17 protein-coding genes are annotated in these 15,864 nt (G+C 43.8%); 2 read left to right on the forward strand and 15 right to left on the reverse strand.

Annotation, left to right across the window (positions count from 1 at the left end):
* Window positions 1–76 precede the first annotated feature (76 nt).
* From htpG to ACQQ6X_RS18405, 5 genes are all read right to left on the reverse strand, one after another.
* Window positions 77–1,957 carry a molecular chaperone HtpG gene (htpG, locus tag ACQQ6X_RS18385; protein WP_149032611.1) on the reverse strand — a complete coding sequence of 627 codons (1,881 nt, stop codon included), beginning with the start codon at window positions 1,955–1,957 and terminating at the stop codon, window positions 77–79.
* Between the two features lie 181 nt (window positions 1,958–2,138).
* Window positions 2,139–2,762 (reverse strand): SMI1/KNR4 family protein, encoded by a 624-nt coding sequence (locus ACQQ6X_RS18390; RefSeq protein ID WP_063213069.1) that lies wholly within the window; start codon window positions 2,760–2,762, stop codon window positions 2,139–2,141.
* A gap of 155 nt (window positions 2,763–2,917) precedes the next feature.
* Window positions 2,918–3,217 carry a PQQ-binding-like beta-propeller repeat protein gene (locus ACQQ6X_RS18395; protein WP_305166485.1) on the reverse strand — a complete coding sequence of 100 codons (300 nt, stop codon included), beginning with the start codon at window positions 3,215–3,217 and terminating at the stop codon, window positions 2,918–2,920.
* Between the two features lie 11 nt (window positions 3,218–3,228).
* Window positions 3,229–4,062 carry a hypothetical protein gene (locus ACQQ6X_RS18400; RefSeq protein WP_305166486.1) on the reverse strand — a complete coding sequence of 278 codons (834 nt, stop codon included), beginning with the start codon at window positions 4,060–4,062 and terminating at the stop codon, window positions 3,229–3,231.
* 87 nt (window positions 4,063–4,149) lie between these two features.
* Window positions 4,150–4,623 carry a DUF7716 domain-containing protein gene (locus ACQQ6X_RS18405; protein ID WP_305166487.1) on the reverse strand — a complete coding sequence of 158 codons (474 nt, stop codon included), beginning with the start codon at window positions 4,621–4,623 and terminating at the stop codon, window positions 4,150–4,152.
* A gap of 132 nt (window positions 4,624–4,755) precedes the next feature.
* Here ACQQ6X_RS18405 and ACQQ6X_RS18410 point away from each other — a divergent pair, with 132 nt between their 5' ends.
* Entirely contained in the window at window positions 4,756–5,886 is a 1,131-nt protein-coding gene (locus ACQQ6X_RS18410; RefSeq protein ID WP_305166488.1) for a phosphodiester glycosidase family protein, read from the forward strand.
* Window positions 5,887–6,014: 128 nt separating this feature from the next.
* Here ACQQ6X_RS18410 and ACQQ6X_RS18415 read toward each other — a convergent pair whose 3' ends face one another.
* The 3 genes from ACQQ6X_RS18415 to ACQQ6X_RS18425 all read right to left on the reverse strand — a co-directional run bounded on the left by ACQQ6X_RS18415 (window position 6,015) and on the right by ACQQ6X_RS18425 (window position 7,116).
* Window positions 6,015–6,467 (reverse strand): DUF6386 family protein, encoded by a 453-nt coding sequence (locus ACQQ6X_RS18415; protein ID WP_305166489.1) that lies wholly within the window; start codon window positions 6,465–6,467, stop codon window positions 6,015–6,017.
* A gap of 222 nt (window positions 6,468–6,689) precedes the next feature.
* Entirely contained in the window at window positions 6,690–6,788 is a 99-nt protein-coding gene (locus tag ACQQ6X_RS18420) for a YjcZ family sporulation protein (protein WP_305166490.1), read from the reverse strand.
* A gap of 100 nt (window positions 6,789–6,888) precedes the next feature.
* Window positions 6,889–7,116, reverse strand: coding sequence for a hypothetical protein (locus ACQQ6X_RS18425; RefSeq protein WP_430493478.1), 228 nt, complete (start codon window positions 7,114–7,116; stop codon window positions 6,889–6,891).
* 391 nt (window positions 7,117–7,507) lie between these two features.
* Here ACQQ6X_RS18425 and ACQQ6X_RS18430 point away from each other — a divergent pair, with 391 nt between their 5' ends.
* Window positions 7,508–7,846, forward strand: coding sequence for a helix-turn-helix domain-containing protein (locus tag ACQQ6X_RS18430; protein ID WP_305166492.1), 339 nt, complete (start codon window positions 7,508–7,510; stop codon window positions 7,844–7,846).
* A 236-nt stretch (window positions 7,847–8,082) separates the two neighbouring features.
* Here ACQQ6X_RS18430 and ACQQ6X_RS18435 read toward each other — a convergent pair whose 3' ends face one another.
* The 7 genes from ACQQ6X_RS18435 to ACQQ6X_RS18465 all read right to left on the reverse strand — a co-directional run bounded on the left by ACQQ6X_RS18435 (window position 8,083) and on the right by ACQQ6X_RS18465 (window position 15,768).
* Window positions 8,083–9,222, reverse strand: coding sequence for a 5-methyltetrahydropteroyltriglutamate--homocysteine S-methyltransferase (locus tag ACQQ6X_RS18435; RefSeq protein ID WP_305166493.1), 1,140 nt, complete (start codon window positions 9,220–9,222; stop codon window positions 8,083–8,085).
* A 120-nt stretch (window positions 9,223–9,342) separates the two neighbouring features.
* Window positions 9,343–10,248 carry a LysR family transcriptional regulator gene (locus tag ACQQ6X_RS18440; RefSeq protein WP_305166494.1) on the reverse strand — a complete coding sequence of 302 codons (906 nt, stop codon included), beginning with the start codon at window positions 10,246–10,248 and terminating at the stop codon, window positions 9,343–9,345.
* Window positions 10,249–10,391: 143 nt separating this feature from the next.
* Window positions 10,392–11,801 carry a glycoside hydrolase family 1 protein gene (locus ACQQ6X_RS18445; protein WP_305166495.1) on the reverse strand — a complete coding sequence of 470 codons (1,410 nt, stop codon included), beginning with the start codon at window positions 11,799–11,801 and terminating at the stop codon, window positions 10,392–10,394.
* 82 nt (window positions 11,802–11,883) lie between these two features.
* Window positions 11,884–13,764 (reverse strand): beta-glucoside-specific PTS transporter subunit IIABC, encoded by a 1,881-nt coding sequence (locus tag ACQQ6X_RS18450; RefSeq protein ID WP_305166496.1) that lies wholly within the window; start codon window positions 13,762–13,764, stop codon window positions 11,884–11,886.
* 182 nt (window positions 13,765–13,946) lie between these two features.
* Window positions 13,947–14,804, reverse strand: a complete 858-nt coding sequence (gene licT / locus ACQQ6X_RS18455; protein WP_305166497.1) for a BglG family transcription antiterminator LicT — start codon at window positions 14,802–14,804, stop codon at window positions 13,947–13,949.
* Window positions 14,805–15,049: 245 nt separating this feature from the next.
* Window positions 15,050–15,385 (reverse strand): carboxymuconolactone decarboxylase family protein, encoded by a 336-nt coding sequence (locus ACQQ6X_RS18460; RefSeq protein WP_305166498.1) that lies wholly within the window; start codon window positions 15,383–15,385, stop codon window positions 15,050–15,052.
* A complete protein-coding gene (locus ACQQ6X_RS18465) occupies window positions 15,382–15,768 on the reverse strand; it encodes a tautomerase family protein (protein WP_305166499.1) in 387 nt (128 codons plus the stop codon). The genes ACQQ6X_RS18460 and ACQQ6X_RS18465 overlap by 4 nt, the downstream gene beginning before the upstream one ends.
* Window positions 15,769–15,864 lie beyond the last annotated feature (96 nt).

Here is a 15,864-nt window from a genome sequence, read left to right on the forward strand (position 1 = left end):
ATGGAGCCTTGAGAAGTATCATAATAAATAAAGCCGCTCCCGGTACGGGAACGGCTCTATATCGTAATAAAGTATATTAAACCATGATTTTGCAAATATCGTTCGTGAATTCAACCGGATCTTGAAGCGGCAAGCCCTCGATCAGCAAAGCCTGATTATATAGTAAGGCCGTATAGAGATTTACCTTCTCCTTGTCCTTAGCAAAAGCTTCTTTCAAAGAGTTGAACACCGCATGGTTTACGTTAATTTCCAGCACTTTATTCGCTTTGACATCGGCGTTATTCGGCATGGCGTTCAAAATTTTCTCCATCTCAATGGTTACTTCGCCGTCAGCAGACAGACATACCGGGTGTGTCTTCAAGCGCTTGGAGGCTTTTACACTGGATACTTTGCCTTCCAGCAAGCCCTTCATGTACTCAAACAACTCCTTGTTGTCGTTTTGTTCCGCTTCTGTTTCTTTCTCATTTTCGTCAGACTCAATGCCGAGATCGCCACTCGATACGGATTTGAATTCTTTCTCTTTATAGCTTATAAGCATTTTAATAGCGAACTCATCAATATCATCCGTGAAGTACAAAATTTCGTAGCCTTTGTCGGCCACCAATTCAGTTTGCGGTAGCTTTTCAATACGCTCATTGGACTCCCCGGAAGCATAATAAATATACTTTTGGTCCTCTGGCATACGAGATACATATTCGTCCAAAGTAACCTGCTTCTTCTCTGTCGAAGAGTAGAACATAAGCAGATCCTGGAGCGTTTCCTTATGTCTGCCGTAATCATTGTAGACACCAAATTTCAATTGTCTGCCAAATGATTTGTAGAATTGATCATATTTCTCCCGATCATTTTTGAGCAGAGTCAACAGCTGGCCTTTAATTTTGCTTTCGATATTTTTGGCAATCAGTTTCAACTGACGGTCATGCTGCAGCATTTCTCTCGAAATGTTGAGGGACAGACTTTCAGAGTCAACCATACCTTTCACGAAGCTAAAATAATCCGGCAGCAGGTCAGGAGATTTTTCCATGATCAGCACACCGTTGGCATACAGCTCAAGCCCTTTTTCATATTCCTTGGAGTAGAAATCAAACGGAATATTTTCAGGAATAAACAAAATCGCTTGGTACACTACCGCACCGTCTGCGCTGATATGGATATGCTGAAGCGGCTTGTCGTAACCATAGCGTTTTTCCGCGTAGAAATTTTGATAATCCTCGTCGGTCAGCTCGCTTTTATTTTTTCTCCAGATGGGCACCATGCTGTTAATACGTTGTTCTTCTTTGTAATCCTCGAACTCGTTGTCGCTTCCCTCTTTGAGACGCTTGCCTGAAATGTCCATTTTAATCGGATAGCGAATAAAGTCGGAGTACTTTTTAATAAGTGCTTTTAAACGGTACTCGTCCAAATATTCGTCGTAGGACTCATCCTCGGTGTTGGCCTTGATTTTCAGCACAATCTCGGTTCCAACCTCGTCTTTCTCAGCCGCCTCAATGGTATACCCATCAGCGCCTGTGGATTCCCATTTATAAGCAGTATCGCTTCCCAAAGCCTTGGTCGTTACTGTAACCAGATCCGCTACCATGAAAGCTGAATAGAAGCCGACGCCGAATTGACCAATGATGTCATGTCCATCCTTGGATTCATTTTCATTTTTGAACGCCAGTGAGCCGCTTTTAGCAATGACGCCCAGGTTATTTTCCAGCTCTTCCTTGGTCATCCCAATTCCGGTATCCCTCAAAGTCAGCGTTCTGTTGTCTTTATCGGGAGTTACTTTAATATAATAGTTTTCTTTGTCAAAAACCAATTGATCGTCTGTCAGTGCTTTGTAATAGATTTTGTCAATCGCATCACTTGCGTTGGAGATGAGCTCTCTTAGGAAAATTTCCTTTTGCGTGTAAATCGAGTTAATCATCATTTCGAGCAGACGCTTGGACTCAGCCTGAAACTGTTTTTTCTCCATTCGAATATCTCCTTTCAAATATACACCTATGTAAGGCCAGCAGATAAGAGCTATGCAAACGATTCAGCCTTGTTAGCACTCCCACCATTCGAGTGCTAGCCTACCTTTTTTATAACATTCCTCATTTTTTATGTCAATATCTTGGTTAACTTACACAGCAAAATTCCATTTTAGGAAACTGTTAGTGTCTGATCTGCTTAAACATCACGTTAAACAGTTCGGCAGAGGACGGAAACAGCCCTTGAACATGGGGAAGCAGATTACTCCTGATCCGCAGCTCATCCCCATCCAAATGCCTTAGATCTTCATGATAAAACCAGACAATAGGATAATCCCCGTCCTTATGTCTGCTGCCTGCATTTAAACATACGGGACCTTGATCATCTTCTGCAATCGCAAATGGAATATAACCTGCTGACAATAGAGGTGACCATTGATCGATCAAATCATAAAATGCCTTTAAGCCTTGACCCACTGGCAGACGTGGAAATTCTACAAACGTGCAATCGCTCCAGTATACTCCCGGAATAGATTCATTATCGAATTGTAAAGATACATAATGGTAGGACATGATAAAATTCCTCAACAGAGGCGGCAATTCAAAATGGTATTTTTCCTCCAGCTCCCGAACTTCCTGTTCTGTAATCTGTGAAGGAAGGGGCTTCCACTTGATCCATCCCTCCTCATCGACGTTCCCATCACGCATTTCGAGCGGTACATTTTCTTCCACATCCATAAAAAAGGCTTCATCCATCTGTGCAAATAACTCCTTCATGGATGAACGAATATCGGCTTTCTTGTCCATGTCCTCACACCTCTTTCCGTCTTATTCGCATTTTCCATTATAGGTTTATGCTAATGCGAATTTATATGAAAATATCATTGCAATTATATGCCACTACCCTTTATATGTTCAGCTTATCAGAACTTGCTTTTTTCACCATTCGCAGAATATTAGTATTACCAGCGCAATGGCTCATAGTTACGCCAGAGCAACCAACGCCCTATCTCGTGAATGGGAGCAGTGCCAATGCTGTATTCATCCTTGGTGCCACTCTGCAAATCAATTAAATGAAGCATACCGCCATACGTTCCAACCGCCAGGATGCCTTCATCGGGTGTAACTGCCAGCCCGGATATCGTACTGCCGACAAAATAGCGCCAAAGCTCACGCCCCTCTCTATCAATAAGACGAAGATATCCGTAAGCATCGCCTAGAATAGATCCTTGTGTCAGCGCTACAGCACCATATACTCGCATTTCTTCATTTATTATCGGCCATTCTTCCTTATTCTGAGCAAGACCCTGTCCACTTCGGCAATCGACACCTGAATGGTGGCACCGTTGTAGAAATGACAGGCATTGAAGCAGACATCCAGACCATCTTTGGAAAATAGGGCATAATGCGGATAGCTGGAGCCTGGCCCCAATGTATGCACCGTCTTATCGGTTAAGTCCATGAGCAAATGCTCACTCATCTGGCTGCCATAAGCGATCCAGCGTCCATCCTTCGACACAGCACCATGCGCCATATCCACAATCGTGTCTTCCAGCTCTAGTTCTCTACGTTCAGACGCTTGGGGGTGGACCAAATCTACCTGATCAGCAGTCAGCAAATAAACGCCATAACCGCACACCAGCAGAAGGCGCTGTCCATCGCCAAACGGAATTACTTCATCTAATATATCCTCAGGATGCTCCTCATCCGCCAAGCATTCCAAGTCAGGAATAGATGCTTTTAAACGGGCTTGTATATCCTTCCACGGAAAATAAGCTGTCTCTTCCCCTTGCAGATTCCGATCCGGTTGGCGAACAACCCGAATCCCTTGCCCATCCACCAACGCAAAATAAATCCCGTCCGGCGAACAACCTACTCGATGCAATCCGGGAATTAACCTGATTTCATCTTTTCCCGTTACATAGATCTTTCCGCGTTCCCGAGGATTGCCTGCATGTAGAACGACTTCATTGCCTCTATTCATAAAAGCCATCGGCCTCACGGCTTGCAAAGCCTCCTCAAACGCCGGTGTAAGCGGCCAGGATGCAGCCAGAATCTCCTGACGTAACTTCTCTAATTCCCCAGCCTGATTCGCCTCCTGAATCATTCGAAAAATATCTTTGGCCAGCTTGGGACGTTCATCCTGCTTCCCCCATCCAGTGTATGTATGTCTTATTTGTTCTACAGGTTTTATTTATTCTGTTAGGTGGTTTCTCACCTTCGTCAACACAGACCACAGGTCTGTCACTGCTTTTACCTCCTCATAGTCCAGATAGGTATCATGCTTTTCATAATATTTGACCGCCATAATCACCATCTGAAGTGTCACGGTCTCCCCAGCATCCTTAAGGACTTCTACAATACTCTCAAAAGTCGCTAGCTCAAACCAAGTTTGAACCTGACGATCCGATATCCATACGGGAATATACTCGTCCTGCTCGTTCGTTGCGGCTGTACCGTCCTCTGCACATTCCTCCAGCCAATGCTCATCCAAATAATAAATCGGTGTGTGAACAGGGTCCTGATCCCATTGATCCACATTCACATATAACCAGTTATTATGCAGTTGGCCCACGCTGCGCACCAATTCCTGTAATCCTTCAAATATACGATAAGACGGGCGCTCCCTGCGAAGGTAATCCTTAAGTCTCGTCTCGTACCTGCTCATCTCGAGCCACCCCGTTTCTAATTCAGCTGAACCTTCAAAATTCGCTTAACATACATTTGTAACTGATAAAACCCGATATAAGTACAAGCACCTTGTCAATAGTTAAGACTACCTAAGGAGATTGATCTATTTATGAAAAGAATCACCGCACTTATTATTCTGTCCATGCTATTACTTGTAACCCCGATTTACGCTGCTGCACCAGCACCTATGCTGGTTTATGTGGATCAGAGTAACCATTCCTTCATCCCGCTTCGCCTCCTGAACAGCTATGAAGGGATCACACTCAACATAAACCCGGCTGACAAAAAAATAGAAATAGCGCAAGGCAATACCCGACTTACATTATTTATGGGACAAGCTACTGCTAAAGTGAATGATCAAACAGTTCGTATGCAAAATGCACCTTTTACCGATAACGGCGCTACCTATGTACCCTTGCAGTTCATCAGCCAACATCTAAACCTACAAGTCTTGTGGCAAAAAGAAACCTCGGCCGTGCATATCACGCAGGGTACGACATCTGTTACACTTCCGGTACTCACCGGCAAGCTATCCGGAAATACTCTCCCGATCACGGCAGCTCATAAGAGCTTCAAGATTGGATCTCGTACCTTTTCCGCTAAGGTGGTCACCATCTCCATGCTCCATCCCAAGGTGAGTTTGGACGTAGCACTGGCAGGCAATACCATTGGTAAAGTGGAGGACTTAAGCAGTCTCGCCAAACGTAATCAAGCGGTTGTAGCCATTAATGGCACATTCTTTGACGCCTATACCAAAAGCTCCTACAAAACGCCTTACGGCTATCTGGTCAGTCATGGCAAGATGTTGAAAAAAAGCTCCGGCGATCAACGTACTGTCTTCATCTACGATGCTAACCATTTAGCTAAGCTTGTGTCGGGTTCTGTCTTTGAACAACAGCTAAGTCAAGGCAGTGTCGAAGGTGCTCTTCAAGCTGGACCTCGTCTGGTCACGAACGGTCAGGTTTCCCTTAATGTCAAAGCTGAAGGCTTCAAGGACCCTAAAATATTAACAGGCGGCGGCGCCCGCAGCGCACTTGGAATTACGAGGGATCATAAGCTGATCCTCCTAACTACAAGCGGAGCGACTATTCCGCAGCTCGCCCAGATGATGAAGCAGGCTGGCGCTTATCAGGCCATGAATCTGGATGGCGGTGCTTCCAGCGGACTGTACTATAACGGCTCTTACCTCACTACACCCGGCCGTCAAATCAGCAACGCCATTATTGTAAAGTATCAATAGACGAATGAGGGCTGTCTTCACGGCTATGCAAGCCGTGGGGATAGCTTTTCTTTTTTCCTAATCTTAATAATTCCAACTTTCCTCTGTTCGACCGTCTTGTCCGATCCGTTACGGTTTAATCCTTCAATCTACAATCGAATTAGACTGGTAAAGCTGTTGCTGCCTTCGCTTCCTTTTTTAAAAGAAAGGTAAATGCGGTTGCTTTCTCCTCTGCTTGCCAAGCATTCATAAAGTCCGGGTTGCACAGACAGGAATGACCCTCCCCATACACAATCAGGTTCCAACTCACCGCCTGTGGCTTCTTCTCCAGCGCCAATAAATATATTCCCTGAGGGAACCTTCAAAAACAGTTGCACCGTGGGCTGCTCGATATGATCTGTTATCACAACCTCATACGTCCCGTCCGCTCCCAGATTCAAAAAAGCAGCATTTCCGGCATTCAACTCCCCCAGCTCGTCCGCTTCAATGGACCACCAATCCGGCTCATCGTTCAAGCGATGCTTTAGAGCTTGCGTATCAAATAGGCAAAGAGTCGCCGTGTCTGTCGTAAATTGAAATGGACTGTTTGCCGTGTTCATCATGCGATCCTCCTGATCATGGTCAGCGAATTTCCGTTTTCCTACATCTTCCGCTATCCGTATTGCTATAGATTTGAGGGAAATTATCCCTGTATGTAAAGTATAACAATGCTTGTAGGGCCAGACAACATACTGGAGCTACCATCCATCTGCATTAAAAAAGCCCTCCTTCACGCTGTTGTGAAAGAGGGCTGCTTTGTAAGTTTGAGCGATACTAACCTAACGTTAGATCAGAAAAGACTTGGTAATAATCACCAGCAAAATGAACAATACCAAAATCGCACCTGTGGATGTCCATCCTCCACCATAACCTACTTGACCCATATCTAAATCCCTCCTTGCGTTAAAGCTTACTCTTATCGTATGTAGAAAAGCGGATAACGACCGGGCGAATTGGCAAGTTTATTTGCCATGGAGGAGCTTCTTAGAAAATGGACTGATACGTTTCGGATGAATCAGTCATGACTCGGGATGACAACTGGCAGAGAATGTCGTCGGTTCTGCGCAGCAGCCTGCTCACATCTTTGTTCTTCATCTTTTGAAGGAGCGAGGTTTCTAGCTGGGATGAAAGAAATTGAGTGGTGCCTATAAATACAACAATATCCAATCCTGGGGTGGTGTCAATATGTAATAAGTGCAACAAATCCGCCATGGACAAGAGTCCCGGAGGGAAAATACTATTAGTTTCTTTCATATATAGAGCTTTTACCATGGAGGTTAACGCCCTGTCGCAGAGGATAATGCAGCATTGGAGTTGGTTATGCTTGTAAAGAATTTGAGCTAGTTTCATATGGTATTGGGCTAAAGTGTGAAAATCGGTTATTGAATGATCTAGGTGTTGCACAGGTCTGGATGGTTGAGTGGGACTTGGAATACAGGTAGAAAGAGCTTCTTTCATATCTATTCCTCCAGAGAATTTCAAGAATAGTCCTATTATACCCCAAAATGATACCTATAGATATCTAAAATATTTATTGTATCTAATATTCAATGTTTTCATTTAGATTTCTTGTCTACACTTTTAGAATAGTGAGGTGTAGACGATGGAAGACAAAGAAGTTCTCAAATTAGTGGGTGCCAGAATACGTGCTTTACGAAAAGAAAAAGGATTGTCTCAGGAGTCGCTTGGAGAAAAAGGCGGATTCCATTTTTCATACATAGGGCAGATTGAACGTGGAGAAAAAAACGTATCTTTAATAAACATAGCTAAAATTGCTGATGCACTAGATGTTAATTTGATTCAGCTTTTCGCTTATGTAAATGAAGATATTAAAGTTACAAAACATGAAGACGGTATACAAGAAATCGTAAATATGCTTCAAAAGTCGAGTCCTGAGAAGGTACGTTTGGCGAGGAATGTGATACGGGAGATTATCAACTAAGAAGATTCTCAAAAATTGTGAGAGCAATCTCTTGGGAAATAAAAAAAGAACCATACTTTTCAAGAAGTCCCTCTTTCTTCAACTTTTCCAGATGATCATAGTGCCCTTCGATATCATCTGCATTGAACTTGTTTGTTCGTGTAGTATAATTTGGCCAATTTTAGCGGATTCTCAAACTAAAACACGCCCACAAAAAGGCGTGTTTTAAGTCTCTCCAATTTAATTCCCCTAAACCCTTATTTCCAAATCTCGTCCGCAATCTCTTTAATGAATGCAAGCTTTTTCCACTGCTGCTCTTCGGTCAGAATATTGCCTTCTTCTGTGGAAGCAAAGCCGCATTGTGGGCTGAGGCAGATATGGTTGATGTCCACGAATTGAGTTGCTTCCTTAATACGGTTGATGACCGTCTGCTTATCTTCCAGCTCACCCGTTTTGGAGGAAACGAGGCCCAATACAACCTGCTTTTCATCTTTCAGATGCTTAAGTGGGGTGAAATCACCTGCACGGTCGGTATCGAATTCGAGATAGTAGCCGTCGATGTTGTCGATGCCAAACAGGGTTTCGGCTACAGGCTCATAACCGCCAGAAGATGCCCAGGTCGAATGGTAGTTACCACGGCATACGTGGGTTGTAACAACCAAATCAGCTGGAAGATCCTTGACAGTTTCCTGATTCACGCGAGCGAACAGCTTTTTGGTATCTTCCACATTTTCACCTGCATGCTGTCTGGCTTCCCAGTAGTTTTTATCACAGAGCATGCCCCATGTGCAATCATCCAGTTGCAAGCTGCGGCAGCCTTCATTATACAGCGCTTGGATCACGGATTTGTAGGCTTTGGCGATGTCCGTCACTAGTTCATCTAGATTGCTGTAATACGTATCGGTTGTTTCTTTATTTTCTCCACGCAACAGCTCAGCCAGGAACTGCGCAGGTGCGGGAATGGTTTGGCGGGCGATAGCATCCTCACCTGCGACTTGTTTCAAAAATTTGAAATCTTCAATGAAAGGGTGACGGGAATGTCCAATTTTACCAGACAAACGTGCGGTTTCCGCTCTTGTTTCCACCCCTTGGAATTGGTAGCCATTTGCAAGCTGTACCTTTTCCACACCGTCCAGTCCCCACATAAAATCAAGATGCCACCAAGAGCGTCTAAATTCTCCGTCCGTTACGGCTTGAAGTCCCACGGATTTTTGCTTTTCTACCAGCTTGATAATTTCTTCATCTTCGATCTTTCTCAGCTCGTCCGCAGAGATTTCATTATTTTGAAATTGAATTCTAGCGTCTTTGATCGCTTGCGGGCGCAAAAAGCTGCCGACCATATCATGTCTAAAAGGGGTCACTTTACGTTGGGATGCATTGTCAAGGATGCTGCTCATTAGGGTTATCTCCTTTTTCGCTTCAGTAGTGAAGTTGTTGTAAGAAAGATAACATACATTTTCAGCTATAAGGTAACTCCAATAAACTATAGCTAGTTATAGCCTAAGGCTATATCAAATTTATTGTTCTCCTATCGCCTCATGCAGGGCTTCTACATATACCGTAGCCAGCTTGGAGAGCGCAACATTTTTATGGCAAATCCAGCCCACATTAATAGACTCATCACATTCCAGAGGGACGGAAATAATTTCGTTACCGTTCAGATCCGCACTGATCACCCCAGTAGAAATGGTATAGCCATTCAAGCCAATAAGCAGATTAAAAAGGGTTGCCCGGTCATTAACGCGAATGCTTTTGGGGTGCGACAACGTGCTCAGAATTTCCTCGGAAAAGTGAAAGGAATTGTACTCCCCTTGTTCAAAGGACAGATATGGATAAGGATGAAGCTGGTCGATGGTCACGATAGACTGCCGGGATAGCGGATTATTGGCACTGATAAAAATATGCGGCTTGGCCGTAAACAGGCTGTTGAATTGCAGATTTGCATCTTTTAGCAGCTTGTTGATGACCTTGGCATTAAATTCGTTCAGATACAGGATTCCGATCTCACTACGTAGACTTTTGACATCCCGTATGATTTCATGGGTTTTGGTCTCCCGCAAAGCCAGCTCATATTCATCCTGTCCATATTGATTCACCAGATTTACGAATGCATTTACGGCAAAAGCATAATGCTGCGTGGACACAGCAAAATGCTGTGGTGAGGGCTTGGCATCCAGGTAGCGACTTTCCAGCAGTTCCGCCTGTTCAACGACCTGACGCGCATAACCGAGGAATTCCACACCTTCCTTGGATAAAGAGATACCTTTATTGGTACGCTCAAAAATGGTAATATGAATTTCTTCCTCCAGATCGCGAATCGCGTTGGACAGACTGGGCTGGGAAATGAACAACCGCTTCGCCGCCTCATTCATGGAGCCACGATTGGCAACCTCGATGACATATTTTAATTGTTGTAAGGTCAATGCTTGATGTCCTTTCCGTTTGTGTTTCTTCTATTATATAATACATGATCTCACTCCTGGAAAAAGGGTTATAGAAACACCCCCTCAAAATGGTAATATCCATTTCAAGAAGGTGCTTTTTCATTGCTGCTTTAGTTCTTTAATTAACGGACTTCGCCGTTTGTGGCGATCAGCTTTTGATACCAGTAGAAGCTTTGTTTGCGAATACGACGCAAATCCTTGAGATCAAATTCGTCACGATCCACATAGATAAACCCGTAGCGCTTACTAGAGCCCTGGTGGGTACTCACCAGATCTATTGCAGACCACGGACAGAAGCCGAATACGTCTACGCCGTCTGTAATTGCCAATTGAATCTGCTCGATATGTTTCTTGAAAAAATCAATACGATAAGGATCCTTCACGACATCCCCTTCTTCCAGCTTGTCAAAAGCACCCAAGCCGTTCTCTGTCACGATTAAAGGCAAGTGGTAGCGAGAATATATTTGCCGTAATGTGGTTCTAAAACCGACCGGATCAATCTCCCAACCAAACTCTGTCTTTTGCAGGTTGGGGTTCACAGAGCCTCGATATGCTCCGGGTTCACCCACAATTTCATGCTGATCGCCTGTATGTGAAAAGTCATTTCCGTCATCCAAACTTTCCCCTACAGTTTGAGAGGTATAATAATTAAAGGCGATAAAATCCGGATTTCCTTGCGCTAATATATCCATATCCCCTTCTTCAATAACAGGCTCATAGCCCTTCTCGACCAAATAGCTCCAGGCAATGTGATTGTAGCGGCCGAATACAGCCATATCCAGGTAGAGCCAGTTGCGAATGGCTGCATAGTTATCAGCCGCCAGCGTATCTTCCGGCTTGGAACTGGCTGGATAAATAACCCCAATATTCGGTGCTGGCCCAATTTTCGCGTCGGGCAGCATCTTATGGCACAATACCATCGCCTTCGCCTGCGCGACTAGCATATGGTGGTTTTGTTGATACAGTACCTTTTGCGGATTTTCTAGGCTTGTATCTAATGTGCCAATCGAACCTGGATGGAGAATCAGCATGTTTTGTTCGTTAATGGTTAGCCAGTATTTCACCCTGTCCCCAAAGTTCTCAAACAGTGTTTTGGCATATTGTTCGAAGGCATCAATCGTTTCCCTCTTGGACCATCCGCCTTGTAGTTCAAGTGCATAGGGCAGATCAAAGTGATACATGGTAACAATCGGTTCAATACCATACTTAATGAGTTCATCAATTAATGAGCTGTAAAACGCAATTCCCTTCGGATTAACTTCACCGGCACCTTGCGGATAGATGCGTGTCCAAGCGATCGAGAAGCGGTACGCCTTAAAGCCCATTTCAGCCATCAGGGCCACATCTTCTTTGAACATATGGTAATGATCACTGGTTACCTTAAAATCAGTAACTCCTTCGACGTGGTTAGCCATGTCAATGACAGAGGGTCCTTTTCCATCTTCGTCCCATGCACCCTCTACTTGATAAGCGGAAGTGGAACCTCCCCAGAAAAAATTTTCAGGAAATGCTTTCAGTTGATTATGTTTCATGATCTAGTCCCTCCAGTTATAGGTATATCCTTCTGATATTCGCAATTCATAATTCGTAATGTAATGATAACGCTTGCCTGTATCACACAACCAAAGTTAACAATACTTCATTTTTTTGAATCTGCTCCTGATTGGTCGCAAATACATCCACTTTATGTTTCGTGAGTGTGACGATAACAGGCGTTACAATTTCATACCCTGCTTCTATGATCTGCTCCCTGTCAAATTGAATTAACAAGTCCCCTTGTTTAACGATATCGCCCTCTTTGACCATGGGTGTAAAATGCTTTCCTTTTAGCGCAACAGTATTAATTCCAATGTGAATTAATATCTCTGTACCTGCCTTGGAAGTCAAGCCTATGGCGTGTCCTGTGGGGAATAGCGACGTTACAACTCCGTCTATGGGCGCTACGACCTCACCGACAGACGGTTCAATGGCTAACCCTTGTCCCATCGCCCCTGTAGAAAATGCTGAATCGTTCACTTGGCTCAGGGGTGTCGTCTTGCCTGTGATCGGGCTGTAGATCGTTTCTTTCTTGATGTCAACAGCCTTGGTTGCTGTAGCAACGGGCAGGGGTTCTTCCGTCTTAACAGTCTCAACTGTTGCTGCGCTCTCCCCCTTTACCTTGCTTTCATAACCAAAAATAAGAGTTAGTACCGTAGCTGCTGTGAACGAACATGCGATGGCAATCACGTAAACCAGGGTCGGCGTATATACCGGAATCGCAAAAATGTTGTGAAACACATAAGCCGTCATTTTCACCCCAAAATGTCCATTGATGGCACCGCCTATCGCCCCTGCAATAATGACAATCGGAATCACTCGTTTAAAACGAAGCACCAGACCATACACAATCGGTTCAGTCACACCCGCCAGCAAGCCTGTAATACTCGTGGAACCGGCAAGGGTTCTGAGTGTTTTATCTTTTTTGGCCTTGAGGAAGATACCGAATGCGACCCCAATTTGAGCAAATACAGCCGCTGCCGCCATCGCCTCAATCGGATCACCGCCAACACCGATGTTTTGAATCGTGATCGGGGTAAAGCCCCAGTGGAGTCCGAAGACGACCATAAAGGTCATAAAACCGCCAAGCACAATCCCTGACAGGATGCCGCTTACACCGATTAACCATGTCACCCCCGAAGAAATCCAATCCCCTACCGTTGTACCGAACGGTCCAAATGCGATTGCAGATAGAGGAACCATAATCATTAAAGCCAACATCGGAACTAAAAATAGCTGCAAGTCCTTAAGTATGATTTTCTTCAAAAACTTGTCGACCAACGCATAGATGCTGATAGATATGAAAATCGGGAAAACACTTGCTGAGTAGCTCATCATGACCACCGGTATTCCTAAAAACGATACATCAGAGCCTTTGTCCATCAGCCCCGTAAAGTTGGGTTCCAGGAGAGCCGCACCAATCACACCAGCTACATAAGGATTCGCTTTCAGCTTTATACCAAGCGTAATCCCCAGTAAAATCGGCAAGAAGTAAAATACAGCATTCCCGGCAGCAGACAGGATCAGATAGGTATCACTTGTTTCAGACATCCAGCCCAGTAAGGTTAAAACCGTCAAGAGTGCTTTCAGCATCCCCGAGCCTGCCATCGCCGGAATCAACGGGGAGAAGCTGCCGGAAATAACCTCGAAGATTGTAGAGATGACTGATGCCTTCTTTCCGCTGGATTCGTTAGCCGCAGAGGTGTCTGATCCAAAATCCCTATTTTTCATGATTTCCGCATATACATAGGCAACATGGCTGCCAATCACGACTTGAAATTGCCCTCCGCTTTCAACAACGGTTATGACCCCCTCGTGTTTCTCAAGCGCTTCTCGTTCGGCTTTTCGTGAATCCTTCAGGTCAAATCGGAGCCGTGTAGCACAATGGACAAGCCCATTGATATTTTCTTCTCCTCCAACGAGACGTACGATATCCTCGCCCATTTTCTTATGGTCCATGTTCATTCTCCTCTTGGGCAGATTGCCTGAAAACAAAAAAATACCTAAACGAAAGGCATGCATGATCATAAAAAATGATCACTGCCATTCATTTAGGTATCGCCTGCTTATCAGTAACAATCCTTAGATTTAAGTTGTGAGCCTACTATAAAACACTCCGAAATCGTTTGCAAGCTTTTTTTCTAAGAATCAGCCATATCGTTTCTGGAGGTTACACGCTGTATATGAATCGTCAAATACACTTTTTCGTCAATCGACATCGCACTTTCATGCTTTAATTCCAGGTATTGATTAATTAATTGGGTGCACTGAAAAGCCTTCTCGTACTTTTCTTTGACTTGCTCATACAAGAAGTTATCCCCTGAAGCTAATTGCTCTTGTTCATTGCTCAGCAAGCGCTGGGCAAAGTACTGCAAATGAGTAATAAACCGCGAATAATTAAATGAGGTTTCATCCAGATTAATCTGATAGTAATCGGTTACAATATTGAAAATGTCGTCAATGACCTCCGTAATCTCAACCGTTTGCTTCATTCCCTGACCGTCTTGTCTTGCATTGACAAAATGCATGGCAATAAAGCTTGCTTCGTGCTCGTCCATTTGAATGCCAAATTGAGCATGAATGATATCCAGTGCATTCATACCTATCATGAATTCTTTTTTGTAAAATTTTTTGATCTGCCATAACAGTGAATTTTTAAGTCCCACGGATTTTCTGTAGCGGGAGATGGCAAATTGAATATGGTCAATCAACGAAATATAGATATTATCACTAAAAATATCTCCCATTTCTTTTTTAGCGCTGCCTACAATTTCATCCGCCACCTTTAAATACTCTACAGAGGTTTCTCCAATGAGATCAATTAATTTTTGTGGAATTTTATCGGACTTTAAAACAAAGGTTTTTTCTATTTTTTCTTCATCGACCCTTTGACCGTTTTTCTTTTTAAAACCCAGGCCGTTCCCTATGACAACAAACTCATGACCTACCTGATTTTCGGCCCGAATGACATTGTTGTTGAATATTTGCCGGATGATCATCTAGCTGCTCACCTCATTGATGTATTGACAAAGTTTGTAATAACAAAAAAAACCAAATAACGACTAAGTCCATTAGTCATTATTTGGGTATCGCCTGCTTACCAGTAACAATCCCGAGAGGCACTTCACCCCTCATTCAATTACTATTACTATACCGCTTTCACAGCAGAATAACAATACAATCATGCCAAAAAAACGCCAAACACTCGGATTTTCTAGTGCTCGGCGATTTTTTAGAATCATACTTAACGCTCTTTTTCTCTACAAAATACATCTTTAGCCACCTGAATTGCTGAGGCTGCCCGTGGCCATCCTACGTAAAAAGCTAGCTGCGTAATGACCTCAATCAGTTCTTCCTCCGAAATCCCGTTTTCCTTGGCCAGGTTCAGATGATAAGGAAGTTGATTCACATGCTCACCCGCTACCAGAGAGGCAACTGTAATGAGGCTCCGTTCTCTGAGAGATAGCTCACTTCTCCTCCATACATCGCCAAAAAGGACATCCTCCGTATAGCTTACAAAAGCAGGTGCAAAATCACCGATCGTTTCCCGAACACTCGATTTGATTAATTTATGCTTCATAAGATCATTTGGGCAAGTCCGTTGCCAAAGGACCAATCCTCTAATTCAGTTTCTACCAGTGTCACAAATACATCTTCCGGTCTAACTTTACATTCAATAGAGATGAGCTCGGCTAACCTCTGATAAAAACTCTTTTTTTGTTCCGTAGTTCTACCTGATCCCAGCGTAATTTGGATGTACAGCAGCTTGTCTGTTCTGGGTACATTCAAATAATCGGGACTATAATAAAACTCGCTCCGTCTATGGGCATGAAAAACCTGAAAGTAATCCTTGGGTGGGACCTGAAAATGTTCGATCAAAGCATTCATGATACAGCGGCTAATGCCAGGCAGCTCTTGCTCGGTGTATTGCTGCTCCATGTAGCCTACTCTTACAAAGGGCATATTCATTCTCTCCTATCCGTTGGGATAAGATGATTGTACTCCCCTTATCTTCATCTGTATAATTGAAAATAATCATAAATATATTCCACTTTATCG

This window comes from Paenibacillus ottowii (genome assembly GCF_050516475.1).
Classification (GTDB): domain Bacteria; phylum Bacillota; class Bacilli; order Paenibacillales; family Paenibacillaceae; genus Paenibacillus; species Paenibacillus ottowii.

Excerpts from the sequence above, each read along its gene's own strand:
- htpG (WP_149032611.1), bottom strand. The coding sequence starts at position 1,957 with ATGGAGAAAAAACAGTTTCAGGCTGAGTCCAAGCGTCTGCTCGAAATG.
- ACQQ6X_RS18390 (WP_063213069.1), bottom strand. The coding sequence starts at position 2,762 with ATGGACAAGAAAGCCGATATTCGTTCATCCATGAAGGAGTTATTTGCA.
- ACQQ6X_RS18395 (WP_305166485.1), bottom strand. The coding sequence starts at position 3,217 with ATGCGAGTATATGGTGCTGTAGCGCTGACACAAGGATCTATTCTAGGC.
- ACQQ6X_RS18400 (WP_305166486.1), bottom strand. The coding sequence starts at position 4,062 with ATGATTCAGGAGGCGAATCAGGCTGGGGAATTAGAGAAGTTACGTCAG.
- ACQQ6X_RS18405 (WP_305166487.1), bottom strand. The coding sequence starts at position 4,623 with ATGAGCAGGTACGAGACGAGACTTAAGGATTACCTTCGCAGGGAGCGC.
- ACQQ6X_RS18410 (WP_305166488.1), top strand. The coding sequence starts at position 4,756 with ATGAAAAGAATCACCGCACTTATTATTCTGTCCATGCTATTACTTGTA.
- ACQQ6X_RS18415 (WP_305166489.1), bottom strand. The coding sequence starts at position 6,467 with ATGATGAACACGGCAAACAGTCCATTTCAATTTACGACAGACACGGCG.
- ACQQ6X_RS18420 (WP_305166490.1), bottom strand. The coding sequence starts at position 6,788 with ATGGGTCAAGTAGGTTATGGTGGAGGATGGACATCCACAGGTGCGATT.
- ACQQ6X_RS18425 (WP_430493478.1), bottom strand. The coding sequence starts at position 7,116 with ATGGCGGATTTGTTGCACTTATTACATATTGACACCACCCCAGGATTG.
- ACQQ6X_RS18430 (WP_305166492.1), top strand. The coding sequence starts at position 7,508 with ATGGAAGACAAAGAAGTTCTCAAATTAGTGGGTGCCAGAATACGTGCT.
- ACQQ6X_RS18435 (WP_305166493.1), bottom strand. The coding sequence starts at position 9,222 with ATGAGCAGCATCCTTGACAATGCATCCCAACGTAAAGTGACCCCTTTT.
- ACQQ6X_RS18445 (WP_305166495.1), bottom strand. The coding sequence starts at position 11,801 with ATGAAACATAATCAACTGAAAGCATTTCCTGAAAATTTTTTCTGGGGA.
- ACQQ6X_RS18450 (WP_305166496.1), bottom strand. The coding sequence starts at position 13,764 with ATGGACCATAAGAAAATGGGCGAGGATATCGTACGTCTCGTTGGAGGA.
- licT (WP_305166497.1), bottom strand. The coding sequence starts at position 14,804 with ATGATCATCCGGCAAATATTCAACAACAATGTCATTCGGGCCGAAAAT.
- ACQQ6X_RS18460 (WP_305166498.1), bottom strand. The coding sequence starts at position 15,385 with ATGAAGCATAAATTAATCAAATCGAGTGTTCGGGAAACGATCGGTGAT.
- ACQQ6X_RS18465 (WP_305166499.1), bottom strand. The coding sequence starts at position 15,768 with ATGCCCTTTGTAAGAGTAGGCTACATGGAGCAGCAATACACCGAGCAA.